Source organism: Aeromonas sp. 600886, assembly GCF_049174935.1.
GTDB classification, from domain to species: Bacteria; Pseudomonadota; Gammaproteobacteria; order Enterobacterales; family Aeromonadaceae; genus Aeromonas; species Aeromonas veronii_A.
Genome location: NZ_JAAKUB010000010.1, coordinates 23,317 through 45,233 on the forward strand (window position 1 = coordinate 23,317; position 21,917 = coordinate 45,233).

Annotated in this window: 20 protein-coding genes; 8 read left to right on the plus strand and 12 right to left on the minus strand. The window is 59.5% G+C overall.

Annotation, left to right across the window (positions count from 1 at the left end):
* Positions 1-104 precede the first annotated feature (104 nt).
* From ispD to putP, 3 genes are all read right to left on the minus strand, one after another.
* Complete coding sequence (ispD, locus tag G5179_RS09735; RefSeq protein WP_236353991.1) at positions 105-797, minus strand: 2-C-methyl-D-erythritol 4-phosphate cytidylyltransferase; 693 nt, start codon at positions 795-797, stop codon at positions 105-107.
* Entirely contained in the window at positions 790-1,107 is a 318-nt protein-coding gene (ftsB, locus tag G5179_RS09740) for a cell division protein FtsB (RefSeq protein WP_005335520.1), read from the minus strand. Before ftsB ends, ispD begins: the two co-directional genes overlap by 8 nt.
* 208 nt (positions 1,108-1,315) lie before the next feature.
* Positions 1,316-2,833: a sodium/proline symporter PutP gene (putP, locus tag G5179_RS09745; protein ID WP_421258278.1), complete on the minus strand. Its 1,518-nt coding sequence runs from the start codon at positions 2,831-2,833 to the stop codon at positions 1,316-1,318.
* Positions 2,834-3,158: 325 nt separating this feature from the next.
* Here putP and G5179_RS09750 point away from each other — a divergent pair, with 325 nt between their 5' ends.
* A complete protein-coding gene (locus G5179_RS09750) occupies positions 3,159-4,052 on the plus strand; it encodes a VirK/YbjX family protein (protein WP_236317195.1) in 894 nt (297 codons plus the stop codon).
* Positions 4,053-4,121: 69 nt separating this feature from the next.
* On the opposite strand, the gene G5179_RS09755 is transcribed toward G5179_RS09750, so the two are convergent.
* From G5179_RS09755 to G5179_RS09790, 8 genes are all read right to left on the minus strand, one after another.
* Positions 4,122-5,051: a L,D-transpeptidase family protein gene (locus G5179_RS09755; RefSeq protein ID WP_421258279.1), complete on the minus strand. Its 930-nt coding sequence runs from the start codon at positions 5,049-5,051 to the stop codon at positions 4,122-4,124.
* A gap of 187 nt (positions 5,052-5,238) precedes the next feature.
* Positions 5,239-6,480, minus strand: a complete 1,242-nt coding sequence (locus tag G5179_RS09760) for a mechanosensitive ion channel family protein (protein ID WP_374996515.1) — start codon at positions 6,478-6,480, stop codon at positions 5,239-5,241.
* 143 nt (positions 6,481-6,623) lie between these two features.
* Entirely contained in the window at positions 6,624-7,823 is a 1,200-nt protein-coding gene (locus G5179_RS09765) for an acetate kinase (RefSeq protein ID WP_107682697.1), read from the minus strand.
* A 221-nt stretch (positions 7,824-8,044) separates the two neighbouring features.
* Positions 8,045-8,515, minus strand: a complete 471-nt coding sequence (locus tag G5179_RS09770; RefSeq protein ID WP_421258280.1) for a YhcH/YjgK/YiaL family protein — start codon at positions 8,513-8,515, stop codon at positions 8,045-8,047.
* Between the two features lie 314 nt (positions 8,516-8,829).
* Positions 8,830-9,936 (minus strand): 1-acyl-sn-glycerol-3-phosphate acyltransferase, encoded by a 1,107-nt coding sequence (locus tag G5179_RS09775; protein ID WP_005362790.1) that lies wholly within the window; start codon positions 9,934-9,936, stop codon positions 8,830-8,832.
* A 130-nt stretch (positions 9,937-10,066) separates the two neighbouring features.
* Positions 10,067-10,765 carry an aspartate/glutamate racemase family protein gene (locus tag G5179_RS09780; protein ID WP_421209670.1) on the minus strand — a complete coding sequence of 233 codons (699 nt, stop codon included), beginning with the start codon at positions 10,763-10,765 and terminating at the stop codon, positions 10,067-10,069.
* 126 nt (positions 10,766-10,891) lie between these two features.
* Positions 10,892-11,482, minus strand: a complete 591-nt coding sequence (locus G5179_RS09785) for a LysE family translocator (RefSeq protein ID WP_124928593.1) — start codon at positions 11,480-11,482, stop codon at positions 10,892-10,894.
* 125 nt (positions 11,483-11,607) lie between these two features.
* Entirely contained in the window at positions 11,608-12,204 is a 597-nt protein-coding gene (locus G5179_RS09790) for a LysE family translocator (protein ID WP_005335536.1), read from the minus strand.
* Positions 12,205-12,320: 116 nt separating this feature from the next.
* On the opposite strand from G5179_RS09790, the gene G5179_RS09795 reads away from it, so the two are divergent.
* The 3 genes from G5179_RS09795 (at position 12,321) to G5179_RS09805 (ending at position 16,006) form a co-directional block, all read left to right on the plus strand.
* Positions 12,321-13,697: a PLP-dependent aminotransferase family protein gene (locus G5179_RS09795; RefSeq protein ID WP_421258281.1), complete on the plus strand. Its 1,377-nt coding sequence runs from the start codon at positions 12,321-12,323 to the stop codon at positions 13,695-13,697.
* 54 nt (positions 13,698-13,751) lie between these two features.
* A complete protein-coding gene (locus G5179_RS09800) occupies positions 13,752-14,219 on the plus strand; it encodes a hypothetical protein (protein ID WP_421258313.1) in 468 nt (155 codons plus the stop codon).
* Between the two features lie 125 nt (positions 14,220-14,344).
* On the plus strand, positions 14,345-16,006 hold the full coding sequence (locus G5179_RS09805) for a hypothetical protein (protein ID WP_216952011.1): 1,662 nt from the start codon (positions 14,345-14,347) through the stop codon (positions 16,004-16,006).
* Between the two features lie 152 nt (positions 16,007-16,158).
* Here G5179_RS09805 and G5179_RS09810 read toward each other — a convergent pair whose 3' ends face one another.
* The gene (locus G5179_RS09810) at positions 16,159-16,572 is read right to left on the minus strand and encodes a CBS domain-containing protein (protein ID WP_227341361.1); all 414 of its coding nucleotides are present in this window, start codon (positions 16,570-16,572) and stop codon (positions 16,159-16,161) included.
* A 154-nt stretch (positions 16,573-16,726) separates the two neighbouring features.
* Here G5179_RS09810 and G5179_RS09815 point away from each other — a divergent pair, with 154 nt between their 5' ends.
* From G5179_RS09815 to G5179_RS09830, 4 genes are all read left to right on the plus strand, one after another.
* On the plus strand, positions 16,727-18,637 hold the full coding sequence (locus G5179_RS09815; protein WP_421258282.1) for an ABC transporter ATP-binding protein: 1,911 nt from the start codon (positions 16,727-16,729) through the stop codon (positions 18,635-18,637).
* Entirely contained in the window at positions 18,630-19,091 is a 462-nt protein-coding gene (locus G5179_RS09820) for a DUF2390 domain-containing protein (RefSeq protein ID WP_042052355.1), read from the plus strand. The genes G5179_RS09815 and G5179_RS09820 overlap by 8 nt, the downstream gene beginning before the upstream one ends.
* Positions 19,085-19,939: a 23S rRNA (adenine(2030)-N(6))-methyltransferase RlmJ gene (locus G5179_RS09825; protein ID WP_302246311.1), complete on the plus strand. Its 855-nt coding sequence runs from the start codon at positions 19,085-19,087 to the stop codon at positions 19,937-19,939. Before G5179_RS09820 ends, G5179_RS09825 begins: the two co-directional genes overlap by 7 nt.
* 733 nt (positions 19,940-20,672) lie before the next feature.
* Complete coding sequence (locus G5179_RS09830; RefSeq protein ID WP_421258283.1) at positions 20,673-21,806, plus strand: hypothetical protein; 1,134 nt, start codon at positions 20,673-20,675, stop codon at positions 21,804-21,806.
* The last annotated feature ends 111 nt before the right edge of the window (positions 21,807-21,917 follow it).

The window sequence follows — 21,917 nt, forward strand, 5'->3', positions numbered from 1 at the left end:
TTGTGTACGTCCACACCATGTCCAATCCGGATCATGCTAACTCCTTGTTCGGGCCTGTTTGTTCGAGACGCTCTGCTCTGAACGGTCTGTTCTGACTGAGAGGCTTATGCTTGCTGGCTTAAAAACAGCCCCGCCAGCGACAAATCTTCCGGCCGGGTCACTTTGATATTGTCGGCGCGCCCCTCCACCATCCGCACCGTGAATCCGGCCCGCTCCATGGCGGAGGCCTCGTCGGTGATGGTGGCGCCCAGCAGCAGCCCCTCTTCGAGCGCCCGTTTCAGGGCTCGGGTCGGGAACATCTGTGGCGTCAGGGCATGCCAGAGCTGCTCGCGCTCGACGGTGGCGATGATATTGCCCTCCCCATCGGAGCGTTTCATGGTATCGCGCACCCGACTGCCGAGAATGGCACCGCCGCAGTTCATGGCCGCGGCAATCAGCGCATCGAGATCGCCGTGAGTCAGACAGGGGCGGGCCGCATCGTGCACCAGCACCCACTCCCCTTGCGCCACCTGGAGACCATTGAGGACGGAAAAGGCGCGCTCGGCGCCTCCCTCTACCCGCACAATTCGCGGGTCGGCCGCCACGGGCAGGGCCTCGAACCAGCGGTCATGGGGTGCCAGCGCCACGATCACCTGGGCGATAGCCGGGTGGGAGAGCAGCCGCTCCAGGGTATGTTCGAGAATGGTTTTACCCGCCAGTTGCAGGTACTGCTTGGGGCAATCGGCCCCCATCCGGCTGCCGATACCGGCGGCAGGGACGATCGCCGTCAGGCCGGATACCCGGCTGGCATCAGTCATCGTAGGGCTCATCGTCCGGCGCTGTCTCTTTGTCTTTCTCTTTGGGGATGATCCGGTAGAAGGTCTCCCCCTGCTTGATGTAACCCAGATCGTTGCGCGACAACTCCTCGATGGCCTCGAGGCCAGAGGTGAGATCATCTATCTCGCGGTAAATGAGGTCGTTACGATCCTTGAGAGTCTGGTTGTCCCGCTGTTGCTGCGAGATGGCCTCCGACAGGTTCTGATAATCGGATAGCCCGTTCTTCCCCAGCCAGAGGTCATATTGCAGTCCCCCCAGCAGGAGGATCAGGATCAGGGTGAATAGCCGCATGCACTAGGTCTCCTTCAGGCGGCCTAGTGTCCCATATTCGGTGCCAAGACAAAAGAAAGCGAGCACCCGGGAGCCACTGGCCGAACATAAAAAAGTGCCCAAGAGTGAATCAGATAGCACAAAGCCCCGCCAAACCGGTGCAAGGATGGCCAACCAGGGCGCTCCTTGTCCGGGGGCGGGGCTCTCAATCAGAAAGCGGTAAGGGGGATCAGTTCACCGCGACCGGCTCTCCCGCGCTCTCGGCCGGGGTGTTGTACTCCTCCTCGGCATCGCGGAAACGCTCCAGCATCGCTTTTGAGGGCGCTTCGCCCAGCAGACTGCCCACCACGATGGCCAGCAGTGCGAACAGGAAGCCCGGAATGATCTCATACAGCCCCAGCCAGCCGAACTGCTTCCAGACGATGACTGTGATAGCACCGACCAGCATGCCGGCCAGCGCGCCGTTGCGGGTCATTCTCGGCCAGAGCACCGAGAGCAGCACCACGGGACCAAAGGCGGCACCGAAACCGGCCCAGGCGTAGCTCACCAGCCCCAGCACCCGGTTTTCCGGATTCATGGCAACGGCGATGGCAATCACGGCGATCAGCAGCACCATCAGGCGACCCACCCACACCAGCTCAAGCTGGGAGGCATTCTTGCGCAGGAAGGGCTTGTAGAGATCCTCGGTAATGGCGCTGGAGCAGACCAGTAATTGACAACTTAGAGTGCTCATCACCGCCGCCAGAATAGCGGAGAGCAGCACACCGGCGATCCAGGGGTTGAACAGGATCTTGGAGAGCTCGATAAAGACCCGCTCCGGGTTGCCGGTCACCCCAGCCGCCACTTCCGGGAAGCGGGCGAAGTAGGCCAGCCCGAAGAAGCCTATGGCCACCGCGCCTGCGAGGCAGAACACCATCCAGGTCATGCTGATACGGCGGGCATTGGCCATGGAGTGGTGGGAATCCGCCGCCATGAAACGGGCCAGAATGTGGGGCTGACCAAAGTAGCCAAGACCCCAGGCCATCAACGAGACAATGGCGATCACATCCAGATTCTTGAACATGTCGAGGTTGGTGGCGCTCTTGGCGGCCACCTCGATCATGGCGCTATCCACCCCGCCGACGGCGATGATGACGAAGACCGGGGTCAGGATCAGGGCGAAGATCATCAGGGTCGCCTGCACCGTATCGGTCCAGCTCACCGCGAGGAAACCACCGAAGAAGGTGTAGGTGATGGTGGCGGCCGCACCAACCCAGAGGGCGGTGTTGTAATCCATGCCGAAGGTGCTCTCGAACAGGCGGGCACCGGCCACCACGCCGGAGGCGCAGTAGATGGTGAAGAAGAGCAGGATCACCAGCGCCGAGAGGATGCGCAGCACCTTGCTGTGATCTTCAAAGCGGTAGGTGAAGTAGTCCGGCAGGGTCAGGGCATTGCGGTTCTTCTCGGTATGTACCCGCAGGCGACCCGCTACCCAGCGCCAGTTGAGGTAGGCGCCGATGACCAGACCGATGGCGATCCAGCTCTCGGAGATGCCGCTGACGAAGACGGCGCCGGGCAGGCCCATCAGCAACCAGCCGCTCATGTCGGAGGCGCCGGCAGAGAGAGCTGTGACCCAGCTCCCCATCCGGCGGCCGCCCAGAATGTAGTCATCAAAGTTGCGGGTGGCGCGATAGGCGACGAAGCCGATCAACACCATTCCGAGGATATACACCAGGAAGGTGATTAACATGGGTGTGCTAGCTGTCATGCAAAACTCCGTTTTGTGTCATTTTCTGCCCGCTCTGGTGACGGGCTCATCCCTAAAAAACCGGCCTAGCTTAATCAGCCGTTCGCGCCAGCTCAACCACTTTTAACAAACGCAAAACACAATAAAAACCTTTGCGCATCAAATCATCTGCCGCATCAAGAGGATGGCGCCAGATTTCCTGCCGTGGCCGTGACGGCCATATCGTCGCAACGGCGGCTATTGAGCGTTATGTTTTCACATTTTGTTACTATCCATTTTTTACAAGCCGGCGCCCCGCTCCTACACTCCCCGCCCTGTCTCATCACTCCAGTCAGAGGTCGGCACCATGTCATCTCATCTGTCACACCTGCGTACCCTCGCCCGCCGCCTTCACCCGGTGGAGGAGTCGGGTCATCTCATCCGACGGGCCAAGTATGTGGGGCGTCTCTGGCTCAATCCCGGCGCCCGTGCCCTCTATCGCCAGCAGCAGGAGCAACCGCTGCTGGCGCAGGCGATCAGCCGCTTCCCCGATATTCTGGAAAAGCCGATCCACCCCTATCGCCACAAGGGGCTCCGCAAGCGCTTGCGAGCGGGGCTTATCAGCGGCCACTACCAGCAGCTGGCTCGCCAGCTGCCCAAGGCGCAACAGCTGGCGATCTACAGCGGGCGCGGCCTGCTGCTGGCACAGTGGCAGAGCGACAAGCTGACGGCACCGCTGACCCTGCAACTGGATTACCAAACCCACATGGGCAAAGAGGGGGAGATGAGCCTGACCCTCAAGCTGGGTGACGCGGCCCTCTATTACATGGCCCTCAATCTGCGCCCCGCGCCGAACCCGACCCTCGAGATCTGCTCGCTGCAGGGCGGCAAGGGGCAGAGCGAGGAGATCAAGCAGGTCACCAAGGCGTGCGGCGGGCTGCGCCCCATGTCCCTGCTGGTCTATATGGCCGCCGAGCTGGCCCGGGGGCTGGCATGCAAGCGCCTGCTCGGGATCCGCACCCAAAGCCACGTCTATCAGAGCAGCAAGCGCACTGCCGATCGGGTCAAGTTCGACCTCGACGGCTTGTGGCAGGAGCATCAGGGCTGTGTGCTGGATGAACTCTGGATGAGCCTGCCGCTGGAGGTGCCCCGCAAGACATTGGAGGAGATCCCCTCCCGCAAGCGGGCCAGCTACAAGGCGCGCTATCAGCTGCTCGATCAGCTCGGCAGCGAGCTGCAGGCAAATCTGCTGCGAAGCTGAGTCAACGCAGCAGAAACAAAAAGGGCGAACAGCTTGCTGTTCGCCCTTTGTCGTGACGGGGATTTGCCCTTAGCGGTTGATCGCCATCGGCATGCCGTTGCGCTGCTCCAGCGCCTGCTTCACCAGTTGGGAGTCACTGTCGGCGTGGGCAATGAAGCGGGTCACCGCCGGAGTCATCGGCAGCGGTGCCGGCAGCTTGGAGTTGAACTCCTCTTCGCTGCGCGACAGCGGCTGATGCACTTCCAGATAGCGGACACCGTTGGGCTCGAGGGAGGCCTTGATCGGCTGGTTGACGAACTGGACGCGGGTACCGACCGGTACCTGCTTGAACAGGTAGGCGATGTCGTCGTTGCGCAGACGCACGCAACCGTGGCTCACCCGCAGGCCGATGCCGAAGTTGGCATTGGTACCGTGGATGGCGTACATCTTGCCGATGTAGAGGGCAAACAGACCCATAGGGTTGTCCGGGCCGGCAGGCCATACCGCAGGCAGGCTCTCGCCACGGGCGGCGTATTCGGCATGCATCTTGGCGGTCGGGGTCCAGGTCGGGCCCGCTTTCTTGCGCTGCACGCTGGTCACCCAGTTTTCCGGGGTGTCGGTGCCGAGCTGGCCGATGCCGATGGGCAGCACTTCCACCACTTTTTTACCCTTGGGGTAGTAGTAGTAGAGGCGCATCTCGGCCACGTTCAGCACGATCCCTTCACGGGGTGCATCCGGCAGGATCAGTTGCTGGGGGATCACCAGCTTCTCGCCGGTCTGTACCAGCAGGGGATCCGCATCGGGGTTGGCTTCGGTCATGTTGGTCAGCCCCAGCTGGAATTTGGCCGCAATGGCCTCCAGCGGCTGGCCGTTCTCTTCGGCCGGAACCACGTATTCCAGATTTTCCCCTACCAGACGGCTGTTGGCCGCAGGCAGAGCATATTCAACAGCGAAAACCGGCGCAGCGGTCAGCAGCAGGCTGTAGCAGAGTGTTGCCACACTATTGCGAAGGAGCTTCATAACTTTCCCATGATGATGACTTGAAGTGACGTCTCTGGGCTGGCAGCTGATCAAGAGGGGATCAGGGGCGCGAAGAGAAGGCCGCCATTTTTCTCCTCTGCACGGCAAATTTCAACTGACAAGTGGCGACGGGTCGATGATTAATATGCGGTTTTTTCCGCGTCCCCGACCCGCCCGGTTTCCCTGTTTATCCCCGTTGCCAGGCACGCATATCGTAACCTGTGGGAGATTGATGCAACCGCAGATGAAATTGCTCAATGATGGCGAAGATATGGTCGAAAATATCGGCCTGGATCCCTTCGTAATCGGCCCATACCGTGGTCGCGGTAAAGCAGTAAATTTCCAGCGGCAGACCGTCTGACGTGGGCGCCAGCTGACGCACCATCAGGGTCATGTCCTTGCGAATGCCGGGGTGGGCGCGCAGGTAGGCATCAAGATAGGCGCGCAGGGTGCCGAGGTTAGTGAGGTGACGGCCGTTGATGGGGCAGCTCAGGGCATCGCTCAGCTGCTGGTTGTAAGCGCTCAACTCCTGCTCCTTGCGACTGAGATAGGGAGCCAACAATTGCGCCTGCTTGAGCTGCAACTGCTCCTCGGCCGTCAGAAAACGCACACTGGTCATGTCGATATTGACGCTGCGCTTGATGCGGCGGCCGCCCGACTCGGTCATCCCCTGCCAGTTCTTGAAAGAGTCGGAGATCAGGGCATAGGTGGGAATAGTGGTGATGGTCTTGTCCCAGTTCGACACCTTGACCGTGGTAAGCCCGATGTCGGTCACCTCACCATCGGCGCCATACTTGTCCATCTGCAGCCAGTCACCGACGCTCAGCATCCGGTTGGCGGAGAGCTGAATCCCCGCCACCAGCCCGAGGATGGGGTCCTTGAATACCAGCATCAGCACTGCGGTCATGGCACCCAGACCGCTGAACAGGAACAGCGGCGACTTGCCGAGCAGCAGGGCGATCATCAGGATGCCCACCAGAATGCTGCCTACCAACTTGGCCCCCTGGAAGATGCCGCGCAGGGGCAAATCCCGGCCAAGGCGGGTGTAACGGCTCACCGACAACAGGCAGTCGAGCAGGGCGAAGAAGGCCAGCAGCAGGAACAGCAAAATCCAGAGCTGGGCCACCATCTCGATAAGCTTGAGGCTATCCGATTGGCGGGGTAGCCAGATCTCCGCCTGACCGAGCAGCACGGCCCCCTGCAACACGAAAGCGAGCCGGTTGAAGAGGCGCTGTTGCAGCTGGGGCGGCAACCATACCTGCTTGGCCTTGCCGAGGATCCCCACCAGCCGGACCAGCAGCACCCGGTGCAGCGCCATATGCAGCAGCAACGAGGTGATGACGATAAAGCCCAGCGCGATCACCAGCGCCATCAGGCTGGTCACTTCCACCCCAAGGCCCGACAACCAGTTAAAAAACGCCTCTTTCATTGCTCTCTCCCGAACCGAGCAGCCCGCTGGCTGCAAAAACAGTGGTGGTCAGGGTACCGCTCCCCTCCCCCATGTCAAATCGGCGTACGCCAGAAATGACAACGCCCGGCACAGGCCGGGCGTTGTTTCAAAGCGAGGCTGACTTAGCAGACCAGGCTCAGGGCATCGCGAGCGATGACCAGCTCTTCGTTGGTCGGGATCACCATGGCGCAACGGCTGTCGGCGGTGGTGATACGACCTTCGCCACCCAGTACCGCGGCGTTGTTGGCCTCTTTGTCCACCTTGAAGCCGAACAGAGCCAGACGCGCCAGCACCATCTCGCGCACCATGGCGGCGTTCTCACCGATACCGCCGGTGAAAACCACGGCGTCCAGACGACCGTCCATCGCAGCGGCATAGGCACCGACATACTTGGCCACACGGTAGGTGAAGACATCCAGCGCGCGCTTGGCACCGGCGTCGGTGGCGTAGTTGGTGGTGACGTAGCGGCAATCGCTGCTCACTTCGGTCATCCCCAGCAGACCGGACTCACGGGTCAGGGTGTGGTTGATCTGCTCAACGCTGTAACCGAGCTGGTCGTGCATGAAGAAGACCACGGCCGGATCGATATCACCGGAGCGGGTACCCATCGCCAGACCTTCCAGCGGAGTCAGACCCATGGAGGTGTCAACGGATTCGCCGTTCTTGATGGCGCAGACAGAGGCACCGTTACCCAGGTGGCAGTTGATGATGTTCAGCTCATTCAACGGCTTGCCCAGCTCTTTTGCCGCTTCTTCCGCGATGTAGCGGTGAGAAGTACCGTGGGCACCGTAACGACGGATGCCGTGTTCGCGGTAGAGCTTGTGCGGCAGCGCATAGAGGTAGGCCTCTTGCGGCAGGGTCTGGTGGAAGGCGGTGTCGAACACGGCCACGTTCTTCTCGGACAGCTGCGGGAACACTTTCAGCGCGGCGCGAATACCGATGAGGTGCGCCGGGTTGTGCAGCGGAGCGAACGGAATGGCGGCTTCGATACCGGCGATCACGCCGTCATCGATACGCACGGAGCGGGAGAACTGCTCGCCACCGTGTACGATTCGGTGACCGATGGCCACCAGTTGCTCGGCAAGAGTCGGATCCTGCGGCAGGATGTGACCCACGATATGGTCGAGGGCCTCCTGGTGAGCGGCACCCGCTCCCAGCATGGCTTCGCCCTTCACCCCGTGGAGTTTCCATTTGATACGTGCATCATCCAGATTGAAGCATTCGGCCAGGCCGGACAGCATGTCCTCACCTGTTTCGGCGTCCATTACGGCAAATTTCAGGGAAGAGCTACCGCAGTTAAGGATCAATACCAACTTGCTCATTTTCTACATCTTCCTGTGCTTCGGCTTTATGCCGACAGTGTCGTGTCATCCAAAAGAGGATGGGATTCCCCTGCCGGGGGCTTATGGTCGCAGGAGGGTGCGTCCAATTTTTCAATTCTTGCTCTTGAAAGAGTGATCGCAACTTGTGGTGCGTATCACTGGTTTCAATGCTTGCGAGTCTCAACGCATCAGCTGCGCAGGGCTCGCCTCAATGGGAATGCTCAGGCGATAGCCAGCAGATCCCGATGTACCTTGACCACCAGCTTCTTCACCTTGGCGGGCTGGTTGAAGGTACAGAGCGGGCGGTGCAGCTCGCCCGGCCAGAAGATGGCGAAATCGCCCGGTTGCAGCGCCAGATAGCTGGTCTGCTCGTCATCGACAAACCAGAGGTCGGGATGGGGATGGTCGGCGCCGTCGCTCACATAGTCGTGGGGGCCCACACCTATCCACTCTTCACCGCACAGCAGCAGCTGGATATCGAGATACTGCTCATGAAATTCGCCACGGCGATCCCCGGCTGGCTCGGTCAGCTCCTCGCTCACCAGACAGAACAGGTTGAGGCCATCGATCTCGGTCTTGCCGAGCGGAGCGTCACCCCAGTGAGCCACGCTCTTCACCACCTCGGCCATGATGCGGGCCAGCGGGGCGGGCAGCGGCGTCCGCTGCAGGGTGTTCAGGCTACCGGTGATCATGGCGTCTGTTTCCTGTTAGGTATATCTGGGCGGCATCTTTGCCAGCCAATGAAAAAGGACCTGTGACAGGTCCTTCAATAATGCCGTCTGCAATCCGTGCAAACCGGTTTAGAGCTTTTGCTCATGTTCAGCTATATGGGCACTGTTACACACTCGTCAGCACCTTGCCAAGAGACATAATCCCATTTTCATAGTGATCGTACCAGCTGAAACCATATTATTCACCACCCTTTCCCCCTCGACTTTGACCAGACGCAAAAACGGGCGCATCAGCGCCCGTTTTTTTCGCAAAACCGTTTAACAACCGGTTTCATTCAAGCCTTTTTGGCGTTTTCCACCGGTTTGGCGTACATGGCACGCCAGATCGCCTTGTGCTCTTCCGGCACCTCTGACTGACGGGTCAGGAAGGCCGCCTGTTCGATGGTGTTGGCCTTGCCGGAGACATCGGCCGCCAGATAGTTGCTGGGAAACAGGTGGTAACTGCTCCAGATCGCCTTGTCGATCAGCGCGGCCAGTTCATCCGGATCGCTGAAGCCCTCGGTGATCGGCGCGCCGAAGGAGACATGTACCCGCCCCTTCATGCCGACGATACCGGCGACGATACTCTCGATATCCTCGAACTCGCCCTTCTCGTAGCTGCCGTTGACCGACTTCTCGTAGAGCTCGCGCGCCTTCGCCTTGTCGGTCGGATCCAGCTCGTAGCTGATGCTGACCGGCACGATATTGAGGCTGCGCATGTAGTCGACGAAGTCGATCTTCTGCTTCTTGCCGTCAACGTAGAACATCTTGAGGATGGCGGGATCTGTCTTGTCATCGCCATTCTTGGCGCGCCCTTCCTTCTGTGCGATCCAGATGGAGTGACCTTCGTGGACCGAGTTGCCAATATAGGCAGACAGCTCGCCGAGCGCCTTCATCATCTCCCGCGGCCCCTTGGCGGAGCGTTTGACGATAAAGCTCTTGTTGAGCTTCATCAGCTCGGTGGCACAGGGTTTGCGCAGCAGGTTGTCACCGATGGCGATGCGCACGGTATCGAAACCGTGGGTGTGCAGCCCCCAGTTGACGAACGCCGGATCCATAGCGATGTCTCTGTGGTTGGAGACAAACAGATAGCCCTGCTCTTTCTTAAGATGCTCGATCCCGGAGAAGGTCACCCCCTTGGTGGAGGTGGCGATCATGCGGGACATGTACCGGGTGACCCCCATCTGGACCTGATGCACTGTGGTCACTTTTGACCATTTGCGGCGCAGGAACAGGCGGATCATCGGGCGGATGGCCCAACCCAGCCAGCTCATCAGGGAACCGAAACGATACTTGGCGATGGCGCCGATAAATTCATCATCCTGGATCAGCCGTTCGATGGCTGCCGGCACTTCTTCATCGCGGTAGGGGCGAATATCCGCGAATCTATCTACTTCAGTCACAATGTCAGCCTTGCATGCTAGGAAACCGCAGCCAACCCGCGTTGGCCGGGGAAAATTCAGGGCGCAATTTTACACGCTTTTATGGCAAGGGGTATGAGACAAGCATGAATAGTGAGATCTGACCAGTTTATTAATCAGCTGCCAGTGCCAGCGCGACCGCCGCTTCGGCATGGATGGCAGTGGTGTCGTAGAGCGGCACCGCCGCCCGGGCATCCCCCACCAGCAGGGCAATCTCGGTACAACCGAGGATCACCGCCTCGGCACCCGCGGCCGCCAGCCCCTCGATAATCGCCAGATACTCGGCCCGCGATGATTCACGGCTCTCCCCCAGACAGAGCTCGTCATAGATGATCCTGTGTACCCGCTCCCGCCCGGCCTCATCGGGTACCAGCACCGCCAACCCGAAGCGCTCCTGCAAGCGCCCCTTGTAAAAATCCTGCTCCATGGTGAAGCGAGTGCCGAGCAGGCCGACCCGGGTTATCCCGTCCGCCTGCAATTTGGCCGCGGTAGCATCGGCGATATGGAGCAGCGGGATATCGATGGCCGCCTCAATCTCGGGGGCGACCTTGTGCATGGTGTTGGTGCCGATCAGCAAGAAATCGGCGCCGCCATCCTGCAACTTGCGCGCCTCCGCCGCCAGCTGACGGGCGGTAGCGGGCCAGTCACCGGCATGCTGCAACCGCTCGATACCGGCAAAGTCGACGCTATTGAGCAGCACCCGCGCCGAGTGCAAACCACCGAGCTGTGCCCGCACCCCGCGATTGAGCGCCTGATAATAACTGACGGTGGACTCCCAGCTCATGCCACCCAGCAGACCGATACATTTCATATGAACTCCTTTCATCCCAAGGGAGGGCAGAACCACGCAACCTTGCAGGCAAGGTCACGCGGGCGAGATAAAAAAGGCCCCGCAGGGCCAACAAGACAGCCGGTAAAGGCCCGGGTCAACCCCGGGCTAAATCCAGATCATCCCGACACAGGCGGCCGTCGCCAGCCCCATGCCCAGATTGAAACGCCGCCAACCCTGGGCGGTGCGAATGATTTGCCGCACCTGGGCACCAAAAAGCACCCAGAACGCCCCTGTGTAGAGGCCGGTAATAAAGAAGATCACCAACACCCAGAGCGCGGAGGGCCAGTAAGCCTCCCCCGCCAGAGTGAAACCGCTGATGGCGGAGAGCGCCATCATCCACGCCTTGGGGTTGAGCAGTTGCAGCATGGCCCCCTGATGGGCGGGAATGAGCGGCCGGTTGCCCTCGGCCGGGCCGCTGGCGGTCGCCACCTTCCACGCCAGCCAGAGCAGATACGCCGAACCGATAAGCTTGAGGCCGTCGTGCAGCAGCGGCACCTTCTCGAACACCACGCCAAGCCCCAGCGCGGTAGCGAGGATCATCAGATTGATCCCCCCGACCACCCCAACCAGCAGGGGAATCGTGCGGCGAAAACCCTGCGCCGCCCCGGCGCTGGTGAGCAACATATTGTTGGGCCCCGGCGTGCCGCAGGTAACCAGGGCAAACCCCGCCAGGGGCAGTAACCAGTTCAGATCCATCTCAACCTCTTGTCGATACAACGCCCCCGTTATGGGGAAAGCCTTCTAATATGCAGAGCCAACCCCTTGGCGACAAGTCAGAAATGCCTCTTTCTCGGCCACCTCCCCCATCAGCGCAGCACGGCTCAATACCAGAGCATCACCACGCAGAGCGCCGTCAGCAGACCGAGAGAACCGTTGAGTCGCCGCCAGCCCCGATCCGAGCTGATCCAGTTGCTCAGCTGATGGCCGAACAGTACCCAGACAAAGCAGACCGGCAGGGCCACCAGCACAAACATGACCATCACCGCCAGCTGACTCGACCAGTAACTGGCGCCGGGCAGGCTGAACAGACTGATGGCGGAGATCCCCATCATCCACGCCTTGGGGTTTAGGAACTGAAAGCCCAGCCCCTCCAGCATGGTCAGCGGACGGGCCCTACGGGCCGGATCCCCCGGCGCCCCGGCCACCGCGATACGCCACGCCAACCACAGCAGATAGAGGCTGCCGAAGATCTGCAAACCGAGCCGTAGCAGGGGCCAGCGCTCGAACAGCGGATAAAGCCCCAGCGCCAGCACCAGTTGCAACACCGGCTGCCCCAGCCCCACCCCGAGCAGATGTGGCAGAGTGCGACGCACCCCGAAGTTGGCGCCGGAGGCCGTCAGCATCAGGTTGTTGGGCCCCGGCGTACCGCAGGTGAGTACGGCAAAACCGAACAGGGTGACATACCACTCCATCGTCATATTGTGACTCCTTGCCTGCCACATTGTATCGATACAATATGTGCTATTTGGTTGTTATCAGGTTGAAATTCACGCTATATTGACAATGAATTTGGATCAATGGATTTATTGTCACCATGACAATCTGGACGCCCGACCTTGCGGCCTTCGATGGCCCCCTCTACCTCAAGCTGGTCAAAGCGATCGAACAGGGGATCGTGAATGGCGAGCTGCCACCGCAGACCCGATTGCCTACCCACAGATCCCTGGCGGATCGTCTGGGTGTCACCGTCGGCACCGTCACCCGCGCCTACAGCGAGGCGGAGCGACGCGGCCTGCTGGCCGCCCGGGTGGGCCACGGCACCTGGGTCAAGGGAGCGAACACGGATCCCGCCAATGAGTGGGTGATCCGCCAGGAGGAGGGGCACCGCATCGAGCTGTGGCAGAACCTGCCGGTACAGCTGGATCGGGCGGCCATCATTCGCCCCATGCTGGGGGAAGTGGCAGACGGGGATCTCAACGCCCTGCTCGGCTACGACAAGGAGGCGGGACGACCGGATCAGCGCCAGCAGTTCGTCAACTGGCTGGCGGAGCAAGGGGTGGCCTGTAGTGAGGATCGCCTGCTGTTCAGCCACGGCGCCCAGCACGGCATCATGCTGGCGCTGCTGGCGACCGGCTGCGTGGGGGAAACCATCCTGTGCGAGGGGCTGAGCTACCCCGGTATGCTGGGCAATGCCCGCCAGCTGAAAAATCAGGTGGTGGGGCTCGCGATGGATGAGGAGGGGCTGCTGCCCGAGGCGCTGGACACCGCCTGCCGCACCCGCCGGGCCAAGCTGCTCTACCTCACCCCGACCCTGCAAAACCCCACCACCGCCATTATGAGTCTGGCGCGACGGGAGGCAATCGTCGCCATCGCCCGTAACCACGATCTGCTGATCATCGAAGATGACGTCAACGGCCTGTTGCCCCAGCAACCGGTGATCCCTCTGGTCAATCTGGCGCCGGAGCGGGTCATCTATCTGGGCAGTCTGGCCAAGATCGCCTGCGGCGGCCTGCGGGTGGGCTTCGTGCTGACGCCCCCTGCCCTGCGCAGCGCCTTCGCCCAGACCATGCGGCTGTCGAGCTGGATGGTGAGCCCGCTGCTGATCGAGCTCGCCTGCAAAATGGTCAGTCAGCGCCAGATCATGCCGCTGGTCGAGCAGCAGCGGGAGATCCTCAAACGCCGTGGCGAACTGCTGCGCCACCTGCTGCCTGCCGCCCGCTGGCAGCCTGGCAGCATGCACGCCTGGCTACCGCTGCCTGAGCCTTGGCGCAGCCAGCAGTTTGCCGCTGCCGCCGACGCCCTTGACGTTGGCGTGGCGAGCGGGGAACACTTCGCCGCCGGTCAGTTTGCCGCTCCGCAGGGGGTGCGCCTGAGCCTGAGCCAACCCGCCACCGACGCCCGGGTCGGCGAGGGGCTGGCCCGTCTGGCCCAACTGCTGCAGGGGACGCCCCCCAGCAATCCCCTGCTATAGTCAGGGCCAACCGACCTGACCTTCACGCTTCATCGTCATAGCCAAGGAGATGCCGTGCCCCCCATCAGAGCCGCCCTGCTGCTTGCCACCCTGTTGCTGGGTGGCTGTGCCTCGTCAACGACCCACCAGCAGCTGGGGGCCGCGCTCAATGGACTGGAAGGGGAGTTGCAACGGCTGGAAGAGGAGCTGGCGGCGATGAACGGCCTGCACTATCAAAAGGCGATCGATGCGCCGCTCAGTTTGCGCCGCGCACTCGGGGCGCCGCAGCCCACCCCAGAGGGGCTGGTGCCGGTGGCCAGCAAGCTGGAAGATGGGCCACTCCTGCGCTATCAATACCGACTGCCAGCGGGGATGGCGAGCCTGCCTCAGGACAACCTCTGCCAGCGCTACGAGTTCGAGCTGCGCCATCTGGGCCGCCTCGGCAAGCTCGAAGTCAGCTGGCAAGGGAAACTAGGGAGTGGTTCACACCTGATCCGTCAAACAGAGTGCGTCTTTCTCACCGGGGTACATGGCTCCCGGTAACCACCTATAGTGCCCTCTCCCTTCCCGCGCTGACTACTGTCACTTTTCCTCCCTCCGCAGAGTTGTCGCCATGTTCCTCTTGGGTCTAATCTGATCTACTCGTGGAGTATTGAAAGGACGCGTGCATGACGATACTGCTGCTCGAAGAGGATCCCCTGCTCCGTAGCGCCATCACCAGAGAACTGACCGAACAGGGTATTCCTGCTGAACGGATCCACCACCACAGCCATCCGGGTCAGGAACGCAGCGGTCTGCTCACCCTGCTGCAACAACAGCCATTCGATGCCATTGTCTGCCAGCAAAATAGAAAACTGGGCCATGACGGCGCCCGCCTGCTGCATGAGGCACACTACCTCGGCCTGCTGCAACCCGCCTGCGTCCTGTTGTTGCTGGATGCGGACCAGAACGAGCAGGATTTTCTCCCCTCGGACCTCTACTTCTCCCTCCATCTGCCACTCCCCTTCATGGCAGGAGAGCTCACGACTGTGCTCAAGCAGTTGGCACAACTGAGCAAAATGACCCACACCCTCGCCCCTCCGGCCCTGCTGCGGGAGTGGAAACTGGCGACCGCACTCTGTGAAGACCTGCTCTATCAACGGGACAACCGCCCCCTTGCCCCCTGGCTGGATCGGTTCAAGGGCTACCTGCTGCTGCAATCCAGCGAACAGCTCACTGCCGCTCAGCATTATGCCCTCTGCGCCAACGAGTATCGGGCAAGCTGGCCAAGGGTCGGACTGTTTTACGCCATGTTGGGATTGGGCAAACTGCAGAGTGCCGAAACTGACTTGCAGCGTCATCAGGCCATATTGCCGACCGCCACCCGACTGGAGCTGCAACTCGCCAGCCAGCTGCACCAACATCAGTGGCAGGCAGCCTGGGAGACCATGGTGCAGCTGCAGCAAGTCCGCCCTCATCAACCACGCTGGCATCAGCTGGCCATGATTCTGGGACTGTTACAGCAAGACGAGAGGAAGGTACTGGAACAAGCCAGCACCCTGAATCTTCACTATTTCAGTGAGCTGCGCGTCCGGTTGGCCATCGACCACTTCATGATCAATGCCATGCTGGCGGTACTGTGGCATGCACCGTCCAGCAACCGGATCCGCTCCCTGAAACAGGAGTGGACCCACCTGCAGCGAACAGTGAACCTGCCTCCCCAGGAGTACGAGCTGCTGCAAGCACTGATGCAGGGACTGGATTACTGCTTCGACGAGGCGTTGATCCTGATCGCCCACCATCAACCCAACCAGGCGAGCGAGAACCATCTCACCCTGTTGTTGGGCTTTGCCGTCTGTCAGTTTTGTGGCCTGCCCCATCATGCCCAGCGTTATCTCGCCCAACTGGCACACTACCGTGACCGTGTCGCGCCCCACCCACTGACCCGTAAACTGTTTCACCATCTGCTAACGGAACTGGGCCAACGGTTGACGACGCGGGAGCAGCGCCTGACCAGCTTGCGCCAGACCCGCCATCAGGGGATACAAAAAGGTGATTATCAACTGGCTCTGCAGGCCGGCTTGCAGTTGCTGGAGGAGTTCCCTGCCCTGCCCGGCGATGCCTGGCAATTGCTGGAACTGCTGCAACACAGCTGGCCGACGGGCATGGCTGCCCCTAAGGTAGCGCTGCTGGTCGATACCCTGGAGCGGCGCCTCAAGCACAGCCCTGCGTTTCTGGATCAACATGCCCAGCAGTACCAGCGTACTCTGCAGGAGATCCGCACCCACTTGCAGCCGCACCTCTCCGGCAGTGGCCCATCCAGCCTGGCCAAGGGGCCCCCGGAGTCATGATGAAGCAGCAGGGGGTGCACTTACCTGCGCCACCAGCCACCACATAGAGAGAGGGGAGCCTTGGCTCCCCTCTATTCATTTCGTGTACCCTTATGGCCCTCAAGGACGGGCACAAGCAGCTACGGTGACAGATGACTGTTATGTACCCGGGCTCAGCCCAGCGCATCACTCTCCAGCGCCGCCTTGAGAAAATCCTTCCAGCTGATGATGCCGACCAGGGCGCCATTCTCCAGCACCGGCAGGCAGGATACCCCCTTCTCCAGCATCAGCTTGACGCCGTCGCGCACGGTGAGATGGGGAGCGATGGTGACGAGCTGACGACTCATGATCTGGTGGGCCCGCTTGTTGAGGGTTTCGGTATCGCGGCTCATCTCAGCTTCGGAGTCGAGATAGGGGCTGATGGCGCGGAACAGATCCCGATCCGAGATGACCCCTACCAGCTCCTCCTCTTCCAGCACCAGCAGATGGCGAAAGTGTGCCTGCTCGAAGATATCCCTGATGACTCGGAGTCGATCATCCATTGAAACGGTGGCGACCCGGGTCGTCATAATATCCCTGATATGCATGCTAACCTCCCGTAACCAAACTGGTTTCTCTGTTATGGCATGTTTTTGCAGCGCCAGCCAGTGGCCAGCCCTTCGCTACAGTGCAAATCAGCGTCATTTCACGTAAGATCCGCGCCAGTTTTTCTCCTCCATTTTGAGCAAGCAGATCCCACCCATGATAGTTGCCAGTCAAATCGAACTGATCCGCGGCGGCCGCAAGCTGCTGGACAACGCCTCCGCCACCATTCACCCCGGCCACAAAGTGGGTCTGGTGGGCAAAAACGGCTGTGGCAAGTCCACCTTTTTTGCACTGGTACGGGGCGAGCTGGCCATCGACAGCGGCACCTTCAGCCTGCCCGCTGGCTGGCAGATCGCAGGCGTGGCGCAGGAGACCCCGGCGCTCGACTGCTCCGCGCTCGAGTATGTGATCGACGGCGACAAGGAGTTCCGCTCGCTGGAAGCACAGCTGGTACAGGCCGAGCAGGATGACAATGGTCTGCTGGTGGCCGAGCTGCACGGCAAACTCGACACCATCGGCGCCTACAGCATTCGCGCCCGCGCCGCCGAGCTGCTGCACGGCCTCGGTTTCAGCGACGAACAGCTCAGCTCGCCGGTGCGCAGCTTCTCCGGTGGCTGGCGCATGCGTCTGAACCTCGCTCAGGCGCTGCTCTGCCGCTCCGATCTGCTGCTGCTCGATGAACCGACCAACCACCTGGATCTCGATGCGGTGATCTGGCTGGAGAAGTGGCTCAAGGGCTATCAGGGCACGCTGGTGCTGATCTCTCACGACCGCGATTTCCTCGATTCGGTCATCAGCCGCATCATCCATATCGAGAACGGCAAGCTCAACGAATACACCGGCGGCTACTCCGACTTCGAACTGCAGCGCGCCGAACAGCTGGCCCAGCAGCAGTCGATGTACGAGAAGCAGCAGCGGGAAATGTCCCACATGCAGGCGTATGTGGACCGCTTCCGCTACAAGGCCTCCAAGGCCCGTCAGGCCCAGAGCCGCCTGAAAGCGATGGAGCGGATGGAGAAGATCCTGCCCGCCCACGCCGACTCCGAATTCAGCTTCGAGTTTCGCGAGCCGTCGGCCCTGCCGACCCCGCTCATCGCCATGGAGAACCTCTCTGCCGGTTACGGTGACAAGGTGATCCTGGAGAAGATCAAACTCAATCTGGTACCGGGTTCGCGCATCGGTCTGCTCGGTCGCAACGGCGCCGGTAAATCGACCTTTATCAAGATGCTGTCGGGCTCCAACCCGCCGCTGTCGGGCAAGCTCGAAGTGAGCGCCGGGGTGAGCATCGGCTACTTCGCCCAGCATCAGCTGGAGACCCTGCGTCTCGATGATTCCCCGCTCGATCATCTGGCCCGCCTCGCGCCGGACAAGACCGAGCAGGAGCTGCGCAACTATCTGGGCAGCTTCGGCTTCCACGGTGACAAGGCGCTCGACAAGGTGGCCCCCTTCTCCGGCGGCGAAAAAGCGCGGCTGGTGCTGGCGCTGATCACCTGGCAAAAGCCGAACCTCTTGCTACTGGATGAACCGACCAACCACCTGGATCTGGAGATGCGCCACGCCCTGACCATGGCGCTGCAAGGCTTCGAAGGGGCCATGGTAGTGGTCTCCCACGACCGTCACCTGCTGCGCACCACCACAGATGACTTCTATCTGGTGCACGGTGGCCGGGTCGAACCGTTCGACGGCGATCTGGACGACTACCACAAGTGGCTCGGCGAGCAGGAGAAAGAGGCCAACGCCAAACCGGCCGATGGCCCCGTCTCTGCCAACTCGGCGGTGGCGCGCAAGGATCAGAAGCGGCGCGAGGCGGAATTCCGCCAGCAAACCCGTCCGCTGCGCCAGAAGCTCGAAAAGCTCGAAGTGAGCATGGAGAAGCTGCAGGGCAAGCTGGCCGACATCGAGAGCCAACTGGCCGACCCCGCCATCTACGAAGAGAGCGCTAAAACCAAGCTCTCCGAACTGCTCAAATCCCAGGGTCCCCTCAAGGAGCAGCTGGAAGAGGTGGAGCTGGAGTGGATGAGCCTCAGTGAGGAGCTGGAAACCATGGAGCAGGCCTTCTTTGCGTGACGAACAGCTGATGGCCAGCGAGCGGGTCGCGGTCCACGAATTGCCGACGCCAATCGGCTTCTGGCACTGGAGCGGCAAGGTCTATGGTGAGCGCAGCCAGGATTGGCTCACCGTGCAGGAGCAGGGGGGCAACGTCAATCTGGCGCTGCTGCTGCACCGGCTCGATCAACTCGGCATCGTAGTCGATCTCACCGACCTGCAACCGGCGCTGGTGCAGACCGAGGCGGTGCTGACCCCGTGGCGCGCCCTGCGCCAGAGCGCCAAGGCGCGACTCGACGAGCAGCAGTATCAGTCGATGCTGGCCCACGAGCTGGAGCTGGAGCGGCTGCAACAAGGCGTCCTGTTGCAGACCCTGCGCAGCCTCTCCCTGTTTCGCGGCAACAGCCGCAATTTGTTGAACTATCTATCGTTACTGGGGGCCCAGCAGGGCCCCCTCAGAGATCTAATATGCTGAGCTATCGCCACGCCTTTCACGCCGGCAACCATGCCGACGTGCTGAAACACGCCGTTCAGGCTCTGATCATCGAGTCCCTCAAGAAGAAGGAGAAACCCTTCATCGTGCTGGACACCCATGCCGGTGGCGGTCTCTACGACCTGCGCGGCGACTGGTCCCAGAAAAAGGCCGAGTATGCCGACGGCATCGGCCGCCTGTGGGACGAGCGGGCCCAGTGGTCTGCCATGGCCCCCTATCTCGGCGTCATCGAAGAGATGAACAGCGATGGCCAGCTGCACTACTACCCCGGCTCGCCGGAGCTCTCCCGTCGCCTCACCCGCGAGCAGGACAAGCTGGCACTGATGGAGCTGCACAACAACGAGGTCGAAGACCTGCGCGCCAACATGGGCTATGACCCCCGCGTCGCCGTCCACCACCGTGACGGCTTCGAGGGGCTGATCGCTCTGCTGCCGCCGACCCCGCGCCGCGGGCTGGTGCTGATCGACCCGCCCTATGAGCTCAAAGAAGATTACTTCGCCGTGGTCGACACCCTGAAAAAGGCGCAGAAACGCTGGGCGACCGGCATCTACGCCCTCTGGTATCCGATCCTCGGGCAGGAGGCGGACAAATCCCGCGACATGCTGCGCGCCATCAAGCGGGAAAACTTCGGCAACGTGCTGGTGGCCGAGCTGGAAGTGGCCGGTCAGACTGCCGACTGGGGCATGAACGGTTCAGGCATGCTGATCATCAGCCCACCCTGGATGCTGGACGAGCAGATTGAAGCCTTCCTGAAACCGCTCTGTGCCAAGCTGGCGCAGGGCGCCGGTGCCCAGTACAAGGTGGAGTGGCTCAACAAGGCCGCAGAGTAGGCCCGCTCTGGCGCACGGTCAAGGCGCCAGCCAAGCCGTTCACAGTGACGGCATGGCCAGCAAAGAGAAGCCCCGTTCAGGGGCTTCTTGTTTTTTACCCGCTACCGCTTTACCCACCAACCCTTTCCCCACTAACTGTTTTCCTTACTAATGGCAACTACGCGCCCCATCTGCACAGCAGATCAGTTGTTATTGACTAATTAATCGATCCAGATCAGAAATCGGCCATCTGGTCCTTTCCCTCCGCCTACCCGCCGCTAATATACCCGATTGGCAACAAAGCCTCGTAGGAGTCACCCCATGAGCCATGCCAACCCCATCCCGTTGGTTAAACGCAGCAGACTGGAGGCTGAAATTCAGGGGCGGTAGCCATGCCGGATGGAATGGATAAGCGAGAGTTGCCTACGACCCACTCAACATGGTGACGACCCCATTTTTATTTCTTACCTGCTCATGCAGGCATGCTTTGGCGGCGCTTGCCAAGAGTGCGCTGAGCACTGATTTTTCACACAGTAGTAACGGTGGCGCAAGAAAAGGGGGGCAAGCGAATACGCCCAGCATACGAAGAAAGCTGATGACGTTATGATTTAATGATTATTTTTACTTGGCGGCAGTAAGAATGTTACGGAGTTATATGGAATTCTCTGCTAACGGATTAATGCCGCCTTCCATCTAATCACTGTTATGTGCCAGAGTGTAGTGGTCAAAATAGATAATATAGAGAGTGGTCAAAATGTTTATCGAGAGTGTTGCATCTAGGATTGTAGCGACTTCAATTTTTGAGTTTGCACGCAGTGTATTTGTTTCCAAGTCTGATGACCCAATAGCAGATGATTTGTATAAATGCTTTGATAAAGCTGCAGAAAAATACTGCAAAAGTATCGAAAGAAATGTTGAAGGTGGCTTCGAAAACCTGTTTATTTGGCATGTAGAAAATTGGCAAAAAATATACGATTTGTTGAGTTTCAAGGTTTATGATTTGCAGCCATCAGACTTTATTAAAACTAGTATATGTGGAAATTATCATGCTACTGATGATATGGTGCGGGCATTTATTGAGCATGTGAAAGTTGAAATTTCAAAAAATGGACGTGTTGCTAGAGAAATAAATGCCATTAAGGTATCAATGGATAGCAATCATAAAATCAACGAAGTGCTTATTAAATTAAGTGTTTTACAAGATAGTTTGGAGTCAAAGAAAGAAACAAGGCGTCTTCCGAATGTCAAACACTCTCTAAAAATAAACAAAGAAGACTTGGAAGTTAAGATTTCGTCTATTCTGTCATCTCAAGAGAGCCTAAGTTGGATAGAAAATAGCTTTTACAAGCAATCTAAAAAGCTGCTCTTAGAGCTCGCTGTAAACGCATTTTACCATGGGAATGCTAGCGAGTGTGCAGTGAAAATAGATGGAAAGAAATTTATTTTAGAAGATGATGGTGAACAGTTTAATACAAAAAGTGAGTTTCTTAATCGTGTAGATTTTGGTGGTGGTGCTGCGTATTTTAAGAGTTTTTTGGATGAATATGCCTCTTATGTCACTGTAAATTATGAGTATGAAGGTGGGAAAAACAAACTTTCTTTAATATTCAATAATTATGATCAAATACTGAGAGATCATTGTTTAATTTCTGTTGACAATAGTACCCCTCCTCCACCTAAGGGTGTTGTGTTCTTGGAAGAATGTAATCGTTATTTCGTTGATGCAGGTAATTATCAACTGACAAGCAAAGCGTTCAGAGTTATTGACTATGTATTACCCCAATTACCAGAAGGAAAGCAGCTAGTTGTCTTTACTTCAGACCCAATCGAACGAAAAGTATTAAAACAACGCTTCATTTCTGACCGCAGAGTAATAGTTGAGGGCTAAGGCACATAACAAAGCATTTAAGAGTGATTCGCAACGCTTGGCAGTTTCGCTTCGCTCAAGTATAGCCAAGCGCCGCTCACACCTTAATGCGGCGTTAGACATCAAGGAGAA